An 18,687-nucleotide genomic window follows, 5' to 3' on the forward strand; every position below is an offset into this window, starting at 1 on the left:
GAACTAGATCCTATAACGATGCGCCATGCGTTCCTGAAGGGGGATGAAAATACCCCAGCGCACACAGGCAGCTAACAAGGTCATCAGACACAGAAACAGAAGCTGCATTCCGTAAAGATGTTTCTGAAGCAGGCCAAGCAATACCGTATTATGCTCTGCATCCAGGGTAGCGACCATATAGACACCATCCCAGAAGAAAGGCAGCACGATAGTACCAGCCTGAAGAAGAACCGGGCAGATTAACGGGAAACGAACATTCCTCCATAAAGAAAAAGAGGGCAGGCGCAAATGCTGCCCCATTGTTACGAACTGTTGCCCCATCGGTCCATTTGCATAGCCTAGGACAATCCAGCCACACATTCCCATAACTGCCATTGCGGGGAGTATCACCTGCGGTAGGTGGATGGCCAGCCATGGGAAAAGGAGAGGAACAGGGAGTAGAGCACCCGTTAAAGAGACTTTCCTAATCCAGCGTCTTGTTTGCCCAGTATATCCAAGCAACAGCCCTCCCACATAGGCCCAGAATCCCCCAACTATAAAAAGGGCAACAGCCAGATACCCTAAAGGCCCCAGAATGGTCAGAGCTCCTTCTGGCCATGGCCAGAATCGATAGGAAAGCAGAATTGCCGTCAGAATCATCCCGGATATTCCGACCCATATGACATACCGGCCGGAACTTCTATTTTTTGCAGAATGCGCAAGGTCGCAGACTGCATAGCGCCGTCCGTATCCCCTTAATGGAGCGATCAACCCGTGCTGGACCAGAAAGACCAACAGGATCATTAGGCTGAAAAGACCAACAACAGCTGATAGGTCATGCCCTCTGATGGCAGACAGAAATGTTCCCCCTAATCCCAGAGCTTTATGAGGCATGAATAGAGAAACAATCATCTCCCCACCGAAGATGCATAGCCAGAAATCCGGAAGATTTTGGAGAACAGACCTGACAAGGTCAGGAAAAGCGAACGGAACATGCAAGCGCCAAAAACTTTGCCAACGGCCTAATCGCAGCGCTCGGGCAGTCTTCAAAAAACCTGCAGGAATATCATGCCCGGCTTCAAGAGTAGCATTAACGCTTCTGGTCAACAGGCTGAACATGGCTATTGCAGCCACACTCCAGAATGCAGGGAAAAGAACGCACACAGGCCCGAGCAGACAAAGTGACGGTATTTCTGCCAACACGGCCGTCACTTTTGACAAAATCTGCCGGGCTCCTGCTGAACAGGCAGCCACAGATAATAAGACACAATGCCCCACAGCAGAAAGGAGCAATGCCACTACGACTTTTTCAAGAGACCAGAAGATTCCTTCCCACTGCACTGGAAAGGCTGCCGGAAAAGCATAACTGCGATAAAAGCCGTACAATATGCCAATGGCCAACAAGGAGCAGGAAATGCCACTTCCTCGATAGGCCAGAAGCCAACGCATGAATTTACTTTCCAGTTTAGAAAGATACGCAAAAGGCCACGACTGTCTTCTCATGATGTGCCCAAAGTTAGATGGACTTTCATAACTGGACCTTAACAGTTAGCCTCATAGCTCCACGGGCGGCCTATTCAACGTGGGCTCGATCGGTCAGTGACCAGTGCTGCCAAAGCCACCTTGTCCTCTTTCCGTTTTATCAAGGCTGGTACATTCCTGCCACTGCATTCTTACTACAGGCGCCAGAACGCCCTGCGCCACACGCATGCCACGTTCAATCACAAAATCTTCTGTCCCGGCATTAATGAGAATAATGCGGATTTCACCCCGATAATCCTCATCAATTGTCCCCGGACTATTAGGCACCATAATTCCATGTTTCAGGGCGAGCCCAGAGCGGGGCCGTATCTGCAATTCATACCCTTCAGGCAAGGCAATACATAATCCCGTTGGAACAAGAACACGTTCACCTGGCTTGATGACGAGCGTTTCATTCACAGCGGCTTGGAAATCCACACCGGCGGCTCCGGCCGTTCCGTAAGCTGGAAGTTCCAGACCTTCAGAATGAGGGAGGCGAAGAATGCGAACATCCACGATATCTGACATGGCTCTTAATATTCCTCAAAATGACGTTTCAGACTCGTGCCTGAAAAAATTGTGCTACTCGATCAGCCAGACGATGGGCCAGAGACGGCTTATCCATTTCCGGCCATGCTTCTGTTTCATCACCTGTTAGAAAGAGAACCTGATTCCGCTTTCCACCAAAGCGGTGTTTGGTCACATCATTGGCAAGAAGCCAATCACAGCCCTTTCTAAGCCGTTTCTGTTCAGCATGTTTTCTCAGGTCATCCGTTTCTGCAGCAAAGCCGACCACGAGAGTAGGGCGTTGGTCATGTCTGGATAGCGTTGCCAAAATGTCAGGATTTTCAACAAGCTTTAAAACAGGAGGAATACCATCACCAGATTTTTTCATCTTGCTGGCATATGCGACATCAGGCCGCCAGTCACTGACAGCTGCCACGCAGATAGCCGCATCTGCTGGCAACTGCTCGAGACAAGCGGCTTTCATGTCCTCCGCTGTTCGCACATGAATACATGTCACATTGGCAGGAGGGGATAATGAAACAGGACCGCTAATAAGCCTCACATCAGCACCATGTTGTGCCAAAGCGTCCGCAACAGCATAACCCTGTATCCCAGACGAATGATTGGAAATGAAACGTACCGGGTCGAGAGGCTCTACGGTAGGACCAGCTGTAACAATGATCCGCTTTCCAGATAGATCAGTTCTTTTGGAGAGCAGATTACGAACGGATGACACGATATTTTCTGTCTCAGCCAGTCGTCCGGTACCTTTTTCCCCACACGCAACATCACCCGGTACGGGCCCTATGAACGTCACCCCTCTCTGCCGGAGCAGAGAATAGTTAGCCTGAGTAGCTGGATGGCTCCACATATGCGGATTCATAGCAGGGGCAACAATGATAGGTGCCTCTGTTGCCAACAGAATGGTTGTTGCCAGATCATCAGCCATGCCCTGCGCCATACGGGCCATCAAGTCTGCGGATGAAGGGCAAACCAGCACCATATCTGCCGATCTGGCCAAGGCAATATGACCGATCCTGCTCTCCTCACCCGGGCGGAAAAGATCGGTATGAACAGCCTGCCCACATAAAACTTCCAACGATAGTGGCGTTAAGAACTGTTGGGCGGCTTCTGTCATGACAGGAATGACTTCCACCCCATCACGCTGAAGCTCTCTAGCAACATCCAGAGCTTTATAGGCAGCAATACTACCACTCAGAATGAGGATAATCCGTGCCATGCTTGTTAGAGCCGCCAGCCTGAATGAATTGCCACGATCCCACCGGAGAGATTCTGATAGGTTACACGTTCCATCCCTGCATCACGCATCATTCCGGCAAGTGTTTCCTGATCCGGGAACATACGGATGCTTTCTGCCAAATACTGGTAACTTTCTGCATCACCAGCAATCATCTGCCCCATACGTGGCAGAACCTGAAAGGACCATGCATCGTAGATAGTCGAAAGAGCCGCAACGTCCACTTTAGAAAACTCAAGACAGAAAAAACGTCCACCCGGCTTCAGAACACGCTGGACTTCTCTAAGAACGGCATTTTTGTCCGTGCAATTCCTCAGCCCGAAAGCCATTGATACCCGATCCATAGACGCATCAGGAAAGGGAAGCGCCTCGGCATCGGCCACGCAGACATCCATACTCCCGATCAGCCCGGCTTTAATGGCACGTTTTCTACCGACTTCAAGCATAGCTTCATTAATGTCGGACAAGACCGCATGTCCGCCACCACGACGCAGCCACCCGAAGGTAATGTCCCCCGTGCCGCCGGCTAAATCGAGCAGTTTATGCCCCGGCTGAGGAGAAAGCATGGTGACGAAAATACGTTTCCAGACCCGATGAATACCAAGTGACATGGCATCATTCATGACATCATATTTGCCAGCAACGCTTTCAAAGACCTGCCGGACAAGTGGCTTTTTCTCGTTTCGCGGTACGTCACGATAGCCGAAATCAATCGTATCAGCCTCGAAATCAGCTGACTGAGAAGATGAGGTGTGAGAGGAATGGTTTTCTGTCATGCGACCATCGTTATCTCATTGTGGATATTTATGCCAGAACTCCCAGAAGTCGAAACCATCCTCCGAAGTATGAAGCCTGCTCTGGAAGGGCAGTATATAACCTCTATTGAGGTCAAACGCCCTGATCTTCGTACACCTTTCCCTCCCGGCCTATCGACCATTCCGCTCCACAAAACCGTCATTCAGTTACGCCGCAGGGCCAAATATATCCTGATCGACTTCCAGCATGGCTGGAGTCTGCTCATCCATCTGGGAATGTCTGGACGATTATTTATCGATCCTGCTTCGCAGAACATCCCACCACGCAGGCATGAACATCTCGTGATATGGACGAATAATGGCCACCGTATCGGCCTAGTTGATCCCCGCAGGTTCGGCATGGTCTGTCTTTTCCCGACAGATCAAGAAGCACAGCAGCCTCAATTGAAACATTTAGGGGTAGAGCCTTTATTAAACACATTTACACCGGAACGGCTCGCAACCCTTTGTGCTACAACACGTATGCCCATTAAGAACGCCTTGCTGGACCAACGTAAGGTAGTGGGATTAGGGAACATCTATGTCTGTGAAGCCCTATTTAAGGCTCGCATTCATCCTGCAAAAGCAGCAGCTGATCTGACTCGGAAGGAGATCAGGCGGCTGCACGGATTTGTGAGAGAGATTCTACAAGCCGCCATAGCGGCAGGAGGGTCCACTCTACGAGATTATGTCCGTACAGACGGTCAGCCCGGAGCTTTTCAAGAGCTTCATCTTGTCTATGGCCGAGAAGGGGAAGAATGCCCCGTATGTCGTTCAGAAAATCGTCATTCTGTGATCATGCGTATAGCACAAAGTGGTCGTTCCACATTTTTCTGTCCACACTGTCAGAAAAATCCGCATAAATGAGTGTCCATATCGGTGCAGAATAAAGACAGAGCTTGACGCAACGCTGGCAGGAGAGTAGAGGGTCAGACATTATTTTTTAGCGAACTATCCGCAGGAAACCTGAAGCCCATGGCAAACAACGCATCTGCCCGTAAACGCATCCGTCAGAACGAGCGCCGCCGTCTGCGCAATGCTTCTCGCCTGTCCCGTATGCGTACCTTCATCAAGAGTGTTGAGAAGGCTATCCTGTCCGGCGACAAGGCAGCAGCAGCAGAAGCTCTGCGGGCTGCTCAGCCTGAGATGCAGCGTGCAGCTGGCAAGGGCGTTATTGCTCGCAACACGGTCAGCCGCAAGCTGTCTCGTCTGTCTGCCCGCATTAAATCCCTTTCTGCTGCTGCCTGATCAGTCTTCAGAGCAGGGAACCGTTCTGCTGCATTGTCGGCAGGACGGTTTTGGGCGCGCCTCTTAGGGCGCGTTCTTTTTTTGCCACCTCAAAAACAGTCAGAGCATTCTGCTGTCCAGGCAAAAACACTTGATTACCCCTCCCGCCGGGCTCTACCCTAGCTGGAGGCACGTGAGACCAGAGTACGGAGATCAGAAGTGGAAAAAGCTCAGTCCCAGGACGCTGCTATGGCCCCTTCTGAAACAGACTCTCTCAAAATATCCTGGTTGCGCATCTGCGAACGCCTGAAAAGCGAAGTAGGTGATGTAGAATACAGGATGTGGATTCAGCGCATCACACTTGGCCCGCTGGATGAAGATGAAATCGTGCTGTACCTGCCGGAACGCTTCCTTAGGGACTGGGTGAGGGCACAATATGGTCAACGACTGCAATCTCTTTGGCGTGAAGAAAGTCCTCTCGTTCAACATGTTGAGCTGAGAGTTGATAAAAAAGCCCAGCGCGCAGCATCAGCCGATGAAACGCCAGCCCCATCCGAACCCACCATGCCTGCCCGTTCAAACATCAGCATAATGGCAAAGGAAGATGCAGCCGCTTTAGAGCGTGAGAGTAGCTCTCCATCCCACTCGACAGGGGGGGAAGTCCGAAATGATTTGGCTGTCCCATTAGACCGCCGCTTTACGTTCGATAATTTTGTGGTCGGCAAACCGAATGAATTTGCCTATGCCTGTGCTGGCCGTGTTGCTGATCATCCGGCAAGCCCCGGTTTCAATCCTCTATTTCTTTATGGGGGCGTTGGATTGGGGAAAACGCACCTTATGCATGCTATCGGCCTTAAGCTAATCAGCCGTGGCAATATCTCGGTCGCCTACATGTCGGCTGAAAAGTTCATGTATCGTTTCATTGCCTCCATGCAGTCTAAATCTCAGATGGAGTTTAAAGAACAACTTCGATCAGTTGATGTTCTGATGATTGACGATCTTCAGTTCCTGATCGGGAAGAACAGCACGCAGGAAGAATTTTTTCATACATTCAATGCGCTGGTTGATGCAGGAAGGCAGATCATTGTCAGTGCCGACAAAAGTCCTTCCGATCTATCTGGTCTAGAAGACAGGCTTCGTACACGACTGGGCTGCGGCATGGTGGCAGACATTCATGCCACAACCTTTGAACTCCGTATCTCTATCTTGGAGGCTAAAGCCAAAGCTTCCGGTACGCCTGTTCCACCGAAAGTTCTGGAGTATCTGGCTCATAAAATCACGACCAACGTACGCGAGCTCGAAGGCGCTTTGAATCGCCTTATCGCACATGCTGATCTGGTAGGCCGACCTGTCACGCTGGAATCAACACAGGATGTCCTCAAGGACATGCTCAAAGCACATGAACGCCGCGTCACGATTGATGAAATTCAGAGGAAAGTTGCCGAGCATTTCAATATCCGACTGACAGATATGTCGTCTGCTCGTAGGGCAAGGGCCGTAGCACGTCCGAGACAGATAGCTATGTTCCTCGCCAAACAGCTTACGAGCCGAAGCCTACCAGAAATTGGGCGAAAATTCGGAAATCGTGATCATACAACTGTCATGCATGCCGTTAATCGTGTTTCTGAGTTGATGGAACAGGATCCCGGTCTGGCAGAAAGTGTGGAGCTGCTACGGCACATGCTGGAAAGCTGAAGGCACCTTTTCAAACAAGATGTTATTTTGCTAAAGGGACATATTACTCGTCCCGATAAGGCTGTGGGGTTGTCATGAAGTTTACGGTTGATCGCGCACCGCTCCTGCGTGCACTGTCCCATATTCAGGGTGTTGCCGAAAAGCGCAATACTATCCCCATTCTGGCCAATGTTCTGATGGAACATGACGGCGAAATTCTGCGCCTGACGGCAACGGATATGGAAATTGCTGTTGTTGAAGAAGTGCCGTCAGAGGCGACCCGTGCAGGGTCAGTAACAGTACCGGCTGCTGTCCTTTTCGAAATTGTCCGTAAACTGACCGATGGTGCCTTGATCGAATTTGAGCAGGCAACATCTGAAGACCCGCTGCACCTGCGGGCAGGCCGGTACGCCACCAGCCTGAACGTTCTTCCGGTTGATGATTTTCCAGCCATGGTCGCAGGGGATTTGCCACATCATTTTGACATTCAGGCAGGTGATCTTCGTGGGCTGATTGATCGGACCCGTTTTGCCATGTCCAATGAGGAAACCCGTTATTACCTGAATGGCATCTACCTCCACATTGTTCTGGAGGGAAAGAAGAATTATCTGCGTGCCGTAGCAACAGATGGCCACCGCCTCGCCAAGGTGGATACCCCAGCACCCTTTGGTGTCAAAGGCATGCCGGGCATCATCGTACCTCGTAAAACGGTTACCGAAGTACGTAAGCTACTGGATAATGATGGTGCTTCTGTTGAAGTGGCTCTTTCTGAAACACGTATCCAGTTCCGCATCGGCTCCATTCTGCTGACATCCAAACTTGTTGATGGCACCTTCCCAGAATATATGAGGGTCATTCCTCAGAACAATTCACGCATTCTTCGTGTCAGTAAGCAGGACCTTGCCGCCGCTGTGGGCCGTGTCGCAGCCATTAGTCAGGAACGTTCCCGACCGGTAAAACTGACTATCACAAAAAATCATCTAACACTTTCTGCAATCAGCCCTGATCAAGGGATTGCACAGGAGGAGCTGGATGAAAATAGCGTCACGTATGACAGTGATGACGTGGAGATTGGTTTTCAGGCCCGCTATCTCACGGATATCACCGATCAAATCGATGCCGAAGCTGAATTCGCACTGGCCGATAGCTCATCTCCAACCCTGATACGGGACACGGGACATCCGGACGCCTTGTATGTCCTGATGCCTATCCGGGTCTAAGACCCTTTGCGGTTACGGCGTCTAACTCTAACGGATTTCCGTAATTATGGACGCTGTGTCTGGAGGCCTTCATCTGCACTCTCTGTGCTAACAGGAGAGAATGGCAGCGGTAAAACCAACCTCCTAGAGGCCCTCTCTCTGCTCGCACCAGGGAGAGGGCTTCTCGGATCTCCTTCTCATCTTTTACCAAGGCATGGCCGTACCCAATGGGGTGTGACGGCTGACCTTGAGAAGAATGGACACCAGTTTCATCTTTCCACAGGCATGACAGAGGGTAGAGGGCGGCGCACTTTCCTTCTGGATGGAGAAAAGCCCCGGACACTCAGTGAGGTAGCTCAGCTTTATCCCTGTGTCTGGCTTACCCCACAGATGGACCGTCTGTTTCTTGATGGAGCCTCAGGGCGGCGACGCTTTCTTGATCGTCTGACAGTCGCTCTTATTCCCGATCATACCCAACAGATCATGGCGCATGAGCGCTCTGTTATGAGCCGGAATCGTGTCCTTCTCGAACAGCCCCATGAAGCTGCCTGGCTCGATTCACTGGAAACATCCATCAGCCGTCACGCAGTTGCGGTAACGGCGGGCCGCATGAATCTGATCGAGACTCTGAAAGAAACCCCCTTCGGGAACAAGGCCTTCCCTGGTACTGCACTAGAGCTTCACTGTCCCATTGCTCAAGCGCTGGAAAAGAGACCTGCCCTTGAGGTTGAAGATTGGCTCCGTCATTCTCTCCAGCAGGCACGTTCCCATGATAGAAACCGCAAAAGTACATCTCTAGGGGCACATAAAGCTGACATCAGCCTACAGGATGCAGAAACAGGTAGGGATGCAACTCAATCCAGCAGTGGGCAAAAGAAGATCATGCTGCTCAGCATCATTCTGTCTCACGCGCAGGCTATCAACAGAACGTGGGGCGTTCCCCCCATCATTCTTCTGGATGAGCCGCTAACCCACCTTGATGAACGATGTCGCCGCATTTTGATGGAAAGCCTTTTAACTTTGCAAACAACCACCATCATGACAGGAACAGAAGCTGACCTTTTTTCGCCCCTCCAAGGTATGGCTGAGTTTCTGCATATCCGTGATGGTTCGCTTCAATCTGACTCAACCTGTTGAAACGAGGAGATTCATAGGGATAAGGGAAGGGCAGCACTGGTCATTGCAGGCCTCACGCAGTATATTCAGTTCTCATATCCGTCATTGTACCCGGAGTAATGCGTAGGCATGTCAGAATCTCATAACCAGCCGGAAATCCAGTCTTCCGATCATGAGGAATATGGCGCCTCCTCCATCTCGGTTCTGCGGGGTTTGGATGCTGTCCGTAAACGGCCGGGCATGTATATCGGTGATACAGATGACGGCTCTGGCCTACATCACATGGTTTTTGAAATCATCGACAATGCCGTTGATGAGGTTCAGGCAGGTTTCGCATCCTACTGCATTTTAACCCTCAATGGTGATGGTTCCGTTACCGTACGCGACAACGGGCGCGGCATCCCAACGGATATGCACGAGGAAGAAGGCATCAGCGCGGCTGAGGTCGTGCTGACAAAACTTCATGCTGGTGGCAAATTTAACCAGAATTCCTATAAGGTTTCTGGCGGGCTGCATGGTGTTGGGGCCGCCGTAGTCAACGCTCTTTCAGAAACCATGGATGTCCGTATCTGGCGTCAAGGGAAAGAACACGTCATCCATTTCCGTCATGGCGAACGGCTGGCCCCACTTGAGGTTGTAGGCGAGTCAGACGAGGAAAACGGGACGGAAGTTACGTTCAAACCCAGCTCTGAAACCTTTTCCAAAACCGAGTTTGATTTCAGTGTGCTGGAAAGGCGGGTCAGGGAGCTGGCTTTCCTGAACTCTGGCATGAAGATTATTCTTCGTGATGAACGCCACAGCGAGCCAAAAGAAGTTACCTTCCATTATGATGGTGGGCTATCTGCTTTTGTAAAATGGCTCAATAGCTCCAAAACAGCCCTGATTGATCCACCAATTACTGGTGAGCTGGAAGATGAAACATCTGGCATTCGGGTAGAGTTTGCTCTTTGCTGGAATGATAGCTTTCATGAGACCATGCTGTGCTTCACCAATAATATTCCACAGCGTGATGGTGGAACCCATCTCGCTGGCTTTAGACAGGCGCTGACACGTGCTGTTGGTAAATATGCTAGTCAGTTAGGCGGCCGGAAAGAAACAAACAACCTTACAGGTGAGGATATGCGGGAAGGACTCTCCGCTGTCCTATCCGTTAAAGTCCCCGATCCGAAATTTTCTTCCCAGACAAAAGACAAGCTGGTTTCTTCCGAAGTTCAACCCGTGGTGCACACCATAGCGGCGGATATGATTAGCCACTGGTTTGAGACGCATCCTAAAGAAGCTCGGATCATCATTGCAAAAATTGCTGATGCAGCCAGCGCACGCGAAGCTGCCCGCCGTGCTCGTGAACTGACACGCCGGAAAGGTGTCCTGGATGTTTCTTCTCTACCAGGGAAGCTGGCAGACTGTCAGGAGCGTAACCCGGAAGGTGCAGAGCTGTTCATTGTAGAGGGTGACTCTGCTGGTGGCACAGCCAAACAGGGCCGTGATCGGCGTTTTCAGGCAATCCTGCCGCTACGAGGTAAGATCCTCAATATTGAACGTGCTCGTTTTGACCGTATGCTAGGGTCCGCTGAAATTGGAACTCTTATTACGGCTCTTGGGACAGGCATTGGCCACGGACCGGCAGAGCAGGGGGGCTTCAATATTGATAAGCTCCGCTACCACAAAATTGTCATCATGACAGATGCTGATGTGGATGGTTCCCATATCCGGACATTGCTGTTGACTTTCTTCTTCCGGCAGATGCCGCAGCTTATTGAGAATGGCCATCTTTATATCGCTCAGCCTCCACTGTTCCGGGCTAAACGTGGACAGGAGGAGCGTTATCTGAAGGATGAACCGGCTCTCGATACGTACCTACTGGATAAAGCGCTGCATAATGCATCTATGACATGCCATGATGGGCAGGTCATGGAAGGAGCGGCCCTGCGTGATGTCATCGATCGCTTCAGTAAAATTGCTCAGGATATGAGAGCTCTATCTGCCCGTATTCCACTCTGGGTTATGGAGCAGGCCGCCATCAGTGGGATCATCAATACTGAAGCGAATATCCGGGAAAATGCATTGGATGATTTCGTGAAGCGTCTTGATGCTGCCTCGCCTGAAAATGAACGAGGCTGGCAGGCAGAGGCTGATAAGCAAAGTGTCACATGCCGCCGTTTCCTTCGTGGCGTTGGAGAACGCCATACATTCGAAACAACACTTCTACGCTCCAGTGAAGCCCGGCGCTTGCAGGCCCAAACTGACTGGCTGGCAACCTTCTTCCGCAAACCCGTAACATTGAGGCTGGACCAGAAAGAATATGAGTTCTCTGGCCCTGGCATGATGATGGAGCAGATACTTGCTCAAGGACGGCGGGGGCTGGCAATCAACCGCTTCAAAGGGCTGGGAGAAATGAACGATGAGCAGCTCTGGCATACCACGCTTGATCCTGCCACACGCACTCTACTGCAGGTTCAGATCGGTGATGTAGAAGAAGCAGGACAGGTCTTTTCCACCCTGATGGGGGATGTTGTAGAACCCCGTCGTGAGTTTATCGTTGATAACGCATTGAAGGTTGCCAATCTTGACGTTTGACCTGTCTTTTCTGTCCCATCGTCCTGTCTTGCGCCGTTTTGCAGGATTGACGATGGCCATTTCCTTTCTTTTCGGGCAGGCCGAGGCTCAGGCGGCTGGAGCGGAACAGAAAGCTACTGACCAAAATACGCATCTGCATTACAGCGTGTTTGTCCACGGCTATCATGCACTGAACGCCGATGTAGACTACGTCATGCAGCCTTGGGGATATGGCATAGAAAGCCACCTTTATACCGCTGGGCTGGCAAGTTGGTTTCTGACACTCAATTTGATGAGCAGTGCCCAAGGGCGTTTCAATGGTGCTGAGATTACCCCTGTTTCCTTCAGTAATAAGGGGTTTTCCCGTGGGGAGGAGCGCAAGGCTCATATAGACTTTGACCTCTCTGGGCCACATGTAACTGTTCTTTTCCCACCGGAGAAAAAACGGGAACCATTGCCGGAAACAGAGCTGAAGCAAGCTGTTGACATGCTAAGTTACCTTGTTGCTCTGACGCACCGTATGCAGGTCAAACAGAATTGCACCTTCGGAAAACCTATCTTTGATGGGGTTCATCTTTCCTATCTGGATATGCACGGTCCAGACAAAACATCTATGCCCAAGGACCATAATCCGTTCTTCAAGGGCGAAGCCCAACGCTGCGACTTTACTGGTCGGCAGATAGGGGGCTTCTCGATTGGCTCCCCTTTCAAGGCGGCACAGTCTGCTCCTCATCCGGGTACGGTCTGGTTTGCGCATGATGAAAAAGCCGGACTATTACCCGTACGTATTGAGTTCAATCATTACAAAATGGGTCTGATCCTTGTTGTGCTCCAGACAGCACCACAATTTTCCACCATATCACACGGCAATCAGGTACATTAATGTCATTGCCCCCTGATGGGGCATCCCAGTTTTTACTTTCCCATGGCCTATAATAGGCTTCAGGAGGCATGACTTATGAGTTCTACGACCACAGCCGTAATTCTGGCCGCCGGTATGGGGACACGTATGAAATCCCGCCATCCCAAAGCCATGCAGCGTCTGGGAAACCAGCCGATGATCTGTCATCTTATCAAGACAGCTCAAAGGGTTGTGGATCGTATCGTGGTGGTCATTGGACCAGATATGGATGAACTGGCCAGACTGGTCGCACCACATAAAACGGTGATCCAAACTGAACGTCTTGGGACCGGACATGCAGCTAAAACGGGGTTGGATATACTGGATGCAGGAAAAGCCATTATCCTTTATGCAGATAATCCTCTTTTAACAGCATCCACCATGCGAGAGCTGCTTGCATCACAGAGTGATAACGAGCTTTCTCTCTTAGGTATGAAACCTCGTGATCCGGGCCAATATGGCAGGATTGTTACGGGAGATAATGGTCACGTTAAACGGATCGTTGAATATAAAGATGCCTCAGAAGATGAGAGAAAAATTTCTCTATGCAATGCGGGTATGATGTGTGCTGATGTTCAACATTTTAAAAAATGGCTGGCAGATATTAAGCTCAACAACGCACAAAATGAATATTATCTAACGGATGTAGTGGCTTTGGCTGCTCAACAAGGATCAGTCACGTATGTTGAAGGCACAGAAGATGAACTGGCAGGCGTCAATTCCCGTGCCGAGTTAGCTCAGGCAGAACTGAGATTACAGCAGAGATTACGGCGACAAGCTATGGAGCAGGGGGTAACTTTGGTTGACCCCTCAAGCATTTTCCTTAGCTCTGATACTATCCTTGCACAGGATGTTATAATCGAACCTAATGTGTTTATCGGTCCAGGCGTTGTTCTGGAGGAAGGATGCACAATCCGTGCCTTTTCTCACCTTGAAGGATGCACCGTAAAACCAGGAGCAATGGTTGGTCCTTACGCCCGTCTACGACATGGAACAGTCTGCCATGAAAATAGTCATGTTGGTAATTTCGTAGAACTAAAAAATACCAACCTTGGCAAAGGTGGGAAAGCCAATCATCTCACTTACCTGGGGGATAGTGAGATCGGTGCTGGTAGCAATATTGGCGCAGGCAGCATCACATGCAATTATGACGGCGTGTTTAAACACAAGACTGTCATAGGGGAACGCTGTTTTATAGGGTCGAATAGTGTCATGGTGGCCCCTGTTAAAATAGACGATGAGGCCATGACGGCAGCAGGAAGTGTCATCACTAATGATGTTCCTTCTGGCGCCTTAGCATTTGGGCGGGCACGACAGACAAACAAGGATGGTAAGGGGCGAACCCTTCAGGAAACATTGCGACAGAAAAAGGAGCAAGGCTGATGTGTGGTATTTGTGGCGTTGTCGGGTATCAGCCTGCTACTCCGATTGTATTCGAGGGGCTACGGCGTCTGGAATATCGTGGTTATGATTCTTCTGGCATTGCTACCGTAAATCATGGCCAACTTTCACGCTGTCGAGCCGCTGGTAAGCTTGATAATCTGAAACATGCCCTGGAAGAAACTCCACTTACTGGCACGACAGCTATAGGCCATACAAGATGGGCCACTCATGGAGCTCCCACAACTGGCAATGCCCATCCGCATCAGGCGGGGCAGGTAGCGATTGTCCATAATGGGATCATCGAGAACTTTTCTGAATTAAAAAGTCTTTTGGAGGCAAAGGGGCGCTTCTTTGAGACCGAGACAGACTCTGAGGTAGTAGCCCACCTTTTGGATGAGCATATTCAGCAAGGGATGCCCCCTAAAGAAGCTGCTTTTGCAACCATCCGGCAGTTAAGAGGTGCTTACGCCATTGCCATGATCTTTGAAGGGCATGACAATCTGCTTATTGGTGCCCGTCATGGTGCGCCGCTGGCAGTCGGGTACGGTAATGGCGAAATGTTTCTTGGGTCAGATAGTCTGGCTCTGGCACCGCTCTCTAACCGTATTACCTACCTTGAAGATGGCGACTGGTGCGTCTTAACACGAGAACAAGTTGAAATTTTTGATGCAACCGGCAATGCGGTTAACAGGCCAGTGCAGACAACATCTCTTTCAACGGGGCAGATTGGGAAAGACGGATATCGTCATTTCATGGAGAAAGAACTTCATGAGCACCCTGTCGCCATTGGTCAGACATTACAGCGGATCATAGACCCTGTAACCCGCCGCATTGTACTGCCTGAGATGCCGTTTGATGTAGCTAACCTGTCCCGTGCTACAATTACGGCCTGTGGTTCTGCTTTTTATGCCGGTATGGTTGGGCGTTACTGGCTGGAAGAATTAGCCCGTCTTCCTGTTGATATTGATGTTGCTTCGGAATTACGTTACCGGCAGCCACCGCAGCCAGATCGTGGCCTTGCTCTACTTATTTCGCAGTCAGGTGAAACAGCGGATACGCTCGGTGTTCTGCGAGAACTCAAAGCCGCAGGGCAGAGTATCGTCTCTGTTCTTAATGTAGAACACTCTACCATGGGGCGGGAAAGTGACCTCGTTTTGGGGATGGTCGCAGGGCCTGAGATTTCCGTAGCCTCCACTAAAGCTTTCACAGCTCAGCTATCCGTCCTTGCTGCTCTGACGATTGACTTCGCTCGTAAGCGGAATCTCATTGATGAACAGAAAGAGCGTGAGCTGACTGACAGCTTGTTAGACCTGCCGTCTCATGCACTGGAAGTCCTTAATCTTTTTGAGCAGATACGCACTATGGCACGTGTTATCGCCCAAGCTCGTGATGTTCTTTATCTTGGTCGTGGCATATGTATGCCAGTTGCACAGGAAGGTGCTCTGAAGCTTAAAGAAATCAGCTATATCCATGCTGAGGCTTATGCAGCAGGTGAGCTGAAACATGGTCCTATCAGTTTGATTGATCAAAGCGTGCCTGTGGTGGCCATTGCACCCTCTACCATCCTTTTTGACAAGACACTCTCCAACCTTCAGGAGGCCCGTGCCCGTGGGGGACGGATTCTCGTCTTTACGGATGCCAAGGGGACAGAACGGCTTAAAGACGTTGCTGAACACGTCATCGTGCTGCCTGATGTCAATGCATTTGCAACGCCTATCCTATACGCCATACCTGTTCAGATTCTAGCTTATGAGGTCGCCCTTCTTAAGGGAACAGATGTGGATCAGCCTCGTAATCTGGCCAAATCTGTTACCGTAGAATGAACATATTCCCGTAACAGGGAATAATCTGTCTGTTTTTACAGAATAATGGCAGGGCTTTCCTATGGAAGGCCCTGCTGCCTGACCGCAGGAGGCTTGCTTGCGGTCTGTTTTATGCGTAGTCTCCAGAAGCTACAATGCGGATGACAGGAAGGGAAATACCAGATGGAGATAGGGCTTGCTGCTGTTTTGCTGACCCTTGTTTTTCTCCTTTTTCTTATCAGTTTCATTCCGCCGCTGGCCAAGAAAATCAACCTACCTGAAACGGTCATCATCGCCCTTCTGGGTATTGCGCTGGGAAGCATTTCGTCTCTCATAAACAATTCCATGGGACTGGACCTTCTTGAAGGACCAGCAGGGGCCTTATTATCCTTTCCAATTAATAGTGAGGGGTTTCTTCTCATATTCCTGCCTCTCCTTGTATTTCAGGGGGCAATGGGAATTAATGTCAGAAGTCTGACGCATGAGATTGCAACGGTTCTCTTGTTGGCGATCGTAGCCGTCATCGTATCCACGGCAACTATCGGGTTTGCCCTTTATCCCTTTGCCCAACAGAGCCTTGTAGCCTGCCTGCTTCTTGGGGCCATCGTGGCCACGACTGACCCTTCAGCTGTGGCCAGTATCTTCCGGGAAATTGGTGCAGCGGCACGGCTCAGCCGTCTGGTGGAAGGGGAGGCCCTGCTGAATGATGCCGCTGCCATTGCCATTTTCACCATTCTGGTAGCAGCAATTACCGCTCATCATCAAATCAGTTTCAGTGAAGCCTGCATCGACTTCCTAACTAATTTTGCCGGAGCCGTCATTATCGGTGTGGCCGTGGCCCGGCTGGCCCTTTTCATGATTACGGCCATCAGTGGTTATCCTGCAGCAGAAATTACCCTATCCCTTGTTCTGCCTTATGGGGTCTATATTCTTTGTGATGACATTCTGGGCTTTTCCGGGGTTGTTGCAACGGCTTCCGCTGGTTTGACGATATCCGCTTTCGGTCCATCCACGTTCCGTCCTCAGACATGGCGCTTCCTTCGGGAGCTTTGGGAGCAGATTGAGTTCTGGGCTAGTACACTCGTTTTCATGCTGGCAGCCATGCTCGTTCCCCGCATGATGATCGGTATTACCCGCTGGGATCTACTTCTGATTCTCATTGCCAGCTTGGCAGGCCTTTTTGCTAGAGCAGCCGTCATTTTTGGGCTCCTGCCCATTCTAATCGTGACCCGTCTATCACCGCCCGTGCCAACACGGTTTAAAACGACCATGGCATGGGGGGGGCTGCGCGGCGCCATTACGTTGGCACTAGCACTAGCTGTGAATGAAAATCCGCATATCAATGATTCCATCACACATTTCGTAGGTATTGTTGCTACGGGGTTCGTACTGGTTACGCTGCTCATTAATGGAACAACACTACGTTCTCTCGTGCTATTCTTAAAGCTGGATAAGCTGTCTCCCATTGATGAAGCTCTACGAAACCAGATTATCGGTATCGGCCTTAGTCATGTGGCTCAGCGTGTTGCTCACGTGTCCGATGAACTCAGTTTTGGCACTCGTACACGGGGTGGGGTCATCAGCCGATTGGAGCAAAGGGCTGAAAAAGAGAAAGCCAGCAACAGCTTTGAGACAGCCCTGACAGATAAAGACCGTGTCAACATGGCGCTTCTAACCATCGCCAACCAGGAGCGTTCTTTGCTGCTGGACCTGTTCCGTGTTCAGGGCCTTTCAAGCAGACGTGTTATTGAGACACTCCTGCGGGCAACAGAAGCTATTGTGGATGCAACCCAGCTGGAGGGACGCTACGGCTATGCAAAGACACGCCGTAAGAGCCTCCAACCCTCATGGCGCCTCCGCTTTGCACAGATGTTGCATAAGCGCTTGCATATAGACCGTCCTCTCACAGTCTGCATGATGGAACGCTTTGAGACGCTTATTATTTCTCATCTAGTATCTACGTCTCTGATCCGCTTTGTACGGGAACGTATGGAGCCCACTCTGGGACTGCGTATTACAGAAATCGTTTCTGAAGTTTTGGGACGTCAGCGCAAACTTTTGGATGATGCCTTAGCTACCCTGAGGCTGCATTACTCAGGATATTCGGAAGCGCTGGAAAGCCGCCTGCTGCGCCAGATTGCCCTTCGTCTGGAAGATGAGGAATATGCCACTCTGGCTAAGGATAATCTCATCTCACAGGAGCTACATCGTGAACTGCATCGCTCCATTGAACGGCAGAGAAACCGACTGGATACACCGCTTCGCTTTAACCTGCGTAGCGGGATTGAGCAGCGCCTTCGTTCTTTCCCTGCCTTTAATGGCGTGCCAGATGGAGCGCTGCATGATCTGGCTGGGCGGGTTTTCATCTGTTTTCTTTCACCCGGTGAGGTGCTGATCCGCAAAGGTGAGCGTATTCATACAATTTATGCTCAGGTTGCCGGTCTGGTTGAAAATACAACCAGTGCAGACGAGCATGAAGTCATGCTAGGGGCAGGGGACCTGATTGGAGCCAATAGCCACATTCAGGGATTGCGTGCACAGAATACCGTACGCTCACTACAGTTTTCCCACATGCTGGCTATTCCAAGAGCAGATTTTGACAGGCTGTTGAAGCGTTTCCCCATCGTGAAACGTCAGATCATGAAACGTCATGACATGCGCTTGAAAGGCTCATTGGAGGCAAGTGTCGTTGTAACACGAGATGGCAACACCATCTCACCAGCTCATGAAGCCGGGTTCATCATCTCGCCATTCATAGAGAAACGCTAAT

Annotated in this window: 14 protein-coding genes and 1 pseudogene; 10 read left to right on the forward strand and 5 right to left on the reverse strand. The window is 50.6% G+C overall.

The genetic code is table 11. The features are described 5' to 3' along the window. Positions 1 to 3: 3 nt before the first annotated feature. The 5 genes and pseudogenes from NQF86_RS03230 to ubiE form a co-directional block, all read right to left on the reverse strand. Complete coding sequence (locus NQF86_RS03230) at positions 4 to 639, reverse strand: hypothetical protein (RefSeq protein WP_266116153.1); 636 nt, start codon at positions 637 to 639, stop codon at positions 4 to 6. Between the two features lie 135 nt (positions 640 to 774). Further along, positions 775 to 1,482 (reverse strand): annotated as a pseudogene (locus NQF86_RS09145) (hypothetical protein); the annotation flags it as partial. 93 nt (positions 1,483 to 1,575) lie between these two features. After that, a complete protein-coding gene (dut, locus tag NQF86_RS03235) occupies positions 1,576 to 2,028 on the reverse strand; it encodes a dUTP diphosphatase (protein ID WP_266116154.1) in 453 nt (150 codons plus the stop codon). Between the two features lie 28 nt (positions 2,029 to 2,056). Further along, complete coding sequence (coaBC, locus tag NQF86_RS03240) at positions 2,057 to 3,247, reverse strand: bifunctional phosphopantothenoylcysteine decarboxylase/phosphopantothenate--cysteine ligase CoaBC (protein ID WP_266116155.1); 1,191 nt, start codon at positions 3,245 to 3,247, stop codon at positions 2,057 to 2,059. A gap of 5 nt (positions 3,248 to 3,252) precedes the next feature. Next, on the reverse strand, positions 3,253 to 4,041 hold the full coding sequence (gene ubiE, locus NQF86_RS03245; RefSeq protein ID WP_266116156.1) for a bifunctional demethylmenaquinone methyltransferase/2-methoxy-6-polyprenyl-1,4-benzoquinol methylase UbiE: 789 nt from the start codon (positions 4,039 to 4,041) through the stop codon (positions 3,253 to 3,255). A 30-nt stretch (positions 4,042 to 4,071) separates the two neighbouring features. Between ubiE and mutM the strand changes: the two genes are divergently transcribed. The 10 genes from mutM to NQF86_RS03295 all read left to right on the forward strand — a co-directional run bounded on the left by mutM (position 4,072) and on the right by NQF86_RS03295 (position 18,686). Further along, positions 4,072 to 4,926, forward strand: coding sequence for a bifunctional DNA-formamidopyrimidine glycosylase/DNA-(apurinic or apyrimidinic site) lyase (gene mutM, locus NQF86_RS03250; protein ID WP_266116457.1), 855 nt, complete (start codon positions 4,072 to 4,074; stop codon positions 4,924 to 4,926). 108 nt (positions 4,927 to 5,034) lie between these two features. Further along, on the forward strand, positions 5,035 to 5,307 hold the full coding sequence (rpsT, locus tag NQF86_RS03255; RefSeq protein ID WP_266116157.1) for a 30S ribosomal protein S20: 273 nt from the start codon (positions 5,035 to 5,037) through the stop codon (positions 5,305 to 5,307). A 198-nt stretch (positions 5,308 to 5,505) separates the two neighbouring features. Continuing rightward, a complete protein-coding gene (gene dnaA, locus NQF86_RS03260) occupies positions 5,506 to 6,981 on the forward strand; it encodes a chromosomal replication initiator protein DnaA (RefSeq protein WP_407652846.1) in 1,476 nt (491 codons plus the stop codon). Positions 6,982 to 7,055: 74 nt separating this feature from the next. After that, entirely contained in the window at positions 7,056 to 8,180 is a 1,125-nt protein-coding gene (gene dnaN / locus NQF86_RS03265) for a DNA polymerase III subunit beta (protein WP_266116158.1), read from the forward strand. A gap of 6 nt (positions 8,181 to 8,186) precedes the next feature. Beyond that, complete coding sequence (gene recF, locus NQF86_RS03270) at positions 8,187 to 9,296, forward strand: DNA replication/repair protein RecF (RefSeq protein WP_266116159.1); 1,110 nt, start codon at positions 8,187 to 8,189, stop codon at positions 9,294 to 9,296. Positions 9,297 to 9,404: 108 nt separating this feature from the next. Continuing rightward, the gene (gyrB, locus tag NQF86_RS03275; RefSeq protein WP_266116160.1) at positions 9,405 to 11,852 is read left to right on the forward strand and encodes a DNA topoisomerase (ATP-hydrolyzing) subunit B; all 2,448 of its coding nucleotides are present in this window, start codon (positions 9,405 to 9,407) and stop codon (positions 11,850 to 11,852) included. Continuing rightward, complete coding sequence (locus NQF86_RS03280; RefSeq protein WP_266116161.1) at positions 11,842 to 12,714, forward strand: DUF3108 domain-containing protein; 873 nt, start codon at positions 11,842 to 11,844, stop codon at positions 12,712 to 12,714. Before gyrB ends, NQF86_RS03280 begins: the two co-directional genes overlap by 11 nt. A gap of 75 nt (positions 12,715 to 12,789) precedes the next feature. Then, on the forward strand, positions 12,790 to 14,115 hold the full coding sequence (glmU, locus tag NQF86_RS03285; RefSeq protein ID WP_266116162.1) for a bifunctional UDP-N-acetylglucosamine diphosphorylase/glucosamine-1-phosphate N-acetyltransferase GlmU: 1,326 nt from the start codon (positions 12,790 to 12,792) through the stop codon (positions 14,113 to 14,115). After that, a complete protein-coding gene (glmS, locus tag NQF86_RS03290) occupies positions 14,115 to 15,938 on the forward strand; it encodes a glutamine--fructose-6-phosphate transaminase (isomerizing) (RefSeq protein ID WP_266116163.1) in 1,824 nt (607 codons plus the stop codon). Before glmU ends, glmS begins: the two co-directional genes overlap by 1 nt. Positions 15,939 to 16,100: 162 nt before the next feature. Then, a complete protein-coding gene (locus tag NQF86_RS03295; protein ID WP_266116164.1) occupies positions 16,101 to 18,686 on the forward strand; it encodes a cation:proton antiporter in 2,586 nt (861 codons plus the stop codon). Position 18,687: the final 1 nt, after the last annotated feature.

It is taken from the genome of Bombella pluederhausensis, from assembly GCF_026385525.1.
Classification (GTDB): domain Bacteria; phylum Pseudomonadota; class Alphaproteobacteria; order Acetobacterales; family Acetobacteraceae; genus Bombella; species Bombella pluederhausensis.